The sequence below is a fragment of the Streptomyces sp. NPDC079020 genome (assembly GCF_044542225.1).
In the GTDB taxonomy this organism is placed as follows: Bacteria; Actinomycetota; Actinomycetes; order Streptomycetales; family Streptomycetaceae; genus Streptomyces.
In genome coordinates this window covers 1,453-4,632 of the sequence record NZ_JBITUB010000039.1, presented here as the reverse complement: position 1 = coordinate 4,632, position 3,180 = coordinate 1,453, and the positions used below count along the sequence as shown (strand labels likewise).

At 56.3% G+C, this 3,180-nt stretch carries 1 rRNA gene; it reads right to left on the bottom strand.

The annotated features are described in order from the left end of the window. Positions 1-22: 22 nt before the first annotated feature. Positions 23-3,147 (bottom strand): 23S ribosomal RNA (locus ACIGJO_RS35675). Between the last annotated feature and the right edge of the window lie 33 nt (positions 3,148-3,180).

The following is a 3,180-nucleotide window of genomic DNA, read 5'->3' as shown; positions in this document are numbered from 1 at the left end:
AACACAGTGGACGCGAGCAACTGAGGACAAGCCCTCGGCCTATTAGTACCAGTCAGCTCCACCCGTTACCGGGCTTCCACATCTGGCCTATCAACCCAGTCGTCTACTGGGAGCCTTAACCCTTCAAGAGGGTGGGAATACTCATCTCGAAGCAGGCTTCCCGCTTAGATGCTTTCAGCGGTTATCCTTTCCGAACGTAGCCAACCAGCCATGCCCTTGGCAGGACAACTGGCACACCAGAGGTTCGTCCGTCCCGGTCCTCTCGTACTAGGGACAGCCCTTCTCAATATTCCTACGCGCACAGCGGATAGGGACCGAACTGTCTCACGACGTTCTAAACCCAGCTCGCGTACCGCTTTAATGGGCGAACAGCCCAACCCTTGGGACCGACTCCAGCCCCAGGATGCGACGAGCCGACATCGAGGTGCCAAACCATCCCGTCGATATGGACTCTTGGGGAAGATCAGCCTGTTATCCCCGGGGTACCTTTTATCCGTTGAGCGACAGCGCTTCCACAAGCCACTGCCGGATCACTAGTCCCGACTTTCGTCCCTGCTCGACCCGTCGGTCTCACAGTCAAGCTCCCTTGTGCACTTACACTCAACACCTGATTGCCAACCAGGCTGAGGGAACCTTTGGGCGCCTCCGTTACTCTTTAGGAGGCAACCGCCCCAGTTAAACTACCCATCAGACACTGTCCCTGATCCGGATCACGGACCCAGGTTAGACATCCAGCACGACCAGAGTGGTATTTCAACGACGACTCCACAACCACTGGCGTGGCCGCTTCAAAGTCTCCCACCTATCCTACACAAGCCGAACCGAACACCAATATCAAACTATAGTAAAGGTCCCGGGGTCTTTCCGTCCTGCTGCGCGAAACGAGCATCTTTACTCGTAGTGCAATTTCACCGGGCCTATGGTTGAGACAGTCGAGAAGTCGTTACGCCATTCGTGCAGGTCGGAACTTACCCGACAAGGAATTTCGCTACCTTAGGATGGTTATAGTTACCACCGCCGTTTACTGGCGCTTAAGTTCTCAGCTTCGCACACCCGAAAGTGCACTAACCGGTCCCCTTAACGTTCCAGCACCGGGCAGGCGTCAGTCCGTATACATCGCCTTACGGCTTCGCACGGACCTGTGTTTTTAGTAAACAGTCGCTTCTCGCTGGTCTCTGCGGCCACCCCCAGCTCAGGAAGCAAGTTCCCTCACCAGTGATGGCCCCCCTTCTCCCGAAGTTACGGGGGCATTTTGCCGAGTTCCTTAACCATAGTTCACCCGAACGCCTCGGTATTCTCTACCTGACCACCTGAGTCGGTTTAGGGTACGGGCCGCCATGAAACTCGCTAGAGGCTTTTCTCGACAGCATAGGATCATCCACTTCACCACAATCGGCTCGGCATCAGGTCTCACCCTTAACGTGTGACGGATTTGCCTACCACACGGGCTACACCCTTACCCCGGGACAACCACCGCCCGGGCTGGACTACCTTCCTGCGTCACCCCATCGCTTACCTACTACAAGTCTGGTTCATCGGCTCCACCACTACCCTCAACTCCGAAGAGATCGGGCCGGCTTCACGGACTTAGCATCGCCTGATTCAGTACTGGGCGTTTCAAAGCGGGTACCGGAATATCAACCGGTTGTCCATCGACTACGCCTGTCGGCCTCGCCTTAGGTCCCGACTTACCCTGGGCAGATCAGCTTGACCCAGGAACCCTTAGTCAATCGGCGCACACGTTTCTCACGTGTGTATCGCTACTCATGCCTGCATTCTCACTCGTGAACCGTCCACAACTCGCTTCCGCGGCTGCTTCACCCGGCACACGACGCTCCCCTACCCATCCCAGCCCCCGTTGGGGGTATGTGCTGGAATGACACGACTTCGGCGGTACGCTTGAGCCCCGCTACATTGTCGGCGCGGAATCACTTGACCAGTGAGCTATTACGCACTCTTTCAAGGGTGGCTGCTTCTAAGCCAACCTCCTGGTTGTCTCTGCGACTCCACATCCTTTCCCACTTAGCGTACGCTTAGGGGCCTTAGTCGATGCTCTGGGCTGTTTCCCTCTCGACCATGGAGCTTATCCCCCACAGTCTCACTGCCGTGCTCTCACTTACCGGCATTCGGAGTTTGGCTAAGGTCAGTAACCCGGTAGGGCCCATCGCCTATCCAGTGCTCTACCTCCGGCAAGAAACACACGACGCTGCACCTAAATGCATTTCGGGGAGAACCAGCTATCACGGAGTTTGATTGGCCTTTCACCCCTAACCACAGGTCATCCCCCAGGTTTTCAACCCTGGTGGGTTCGGTCCTCCACGAAGTCTTACCTCCGCTTCAACCTGCCCATGGCTAGATCACTCCGCTTCGGGTCTTGAGCGCGCTACTAAATCGCCCTATTCGGACTCGCTTTCGCTACGGCTTCCCCACACGGGTTAACCTCGCAACACACCGCAAACTCGCAGGCTCATTCTTCAAAAGGCACGCAGTCACGACTGCATGTGCAAGCACATACAGCGACGCTCCCACGGCTTGTAGGCACACGGTTTCAGGTACTATTTCACTCCGCTCCCGCGGTACTTTTCACCATTCCCTCACGGTACTATCCGCTATCGGTCACCAGGGAATATTTAGGCTTAGCGGGTGGTCCCGCCAGATTCACACGGGATTTCTCGGGCCCCGTGCTACTTGGGTGTCTCTTAAACGAGCCGTTGATGTTTCAGCTACGGGGGTCTTACCCTCTACGCCGGACCTTTCGCATGTCCTTCGCCTACATCAACGGTTTCTGACTCGTCTCACAGCCGGCAGACTATGAAAAAGAGATCCCACAACCCCGTATGCGCAACCCCTGCCGGGTATCACACGCATACGGTTTGGCCTCATCCAGTTTCGCTCGCCACTACTCCCGGAATCACGGTTGTTTTCTCTTCCTGAGGGTACTGAGATGTTTCACTTCCCCTCGTTCCCTCCACACTGCCTATGTGTTCAGCAGCGGGTGACAGCCCATGACGACTGCCGGGTTTCCCCATTCGGAAACCCCCGGATCAAAGCTTGGTTGACAGCTCCCCGGGGACTATCGTGGCCTCCCACGTCCTTCATCGGTTCCTGGTGCCAAGGCATCCACCGTGCGCCCTTAAAAACTTGGCCACAGATGCTCGCGTCCACTGTGCAGTTCTCAAA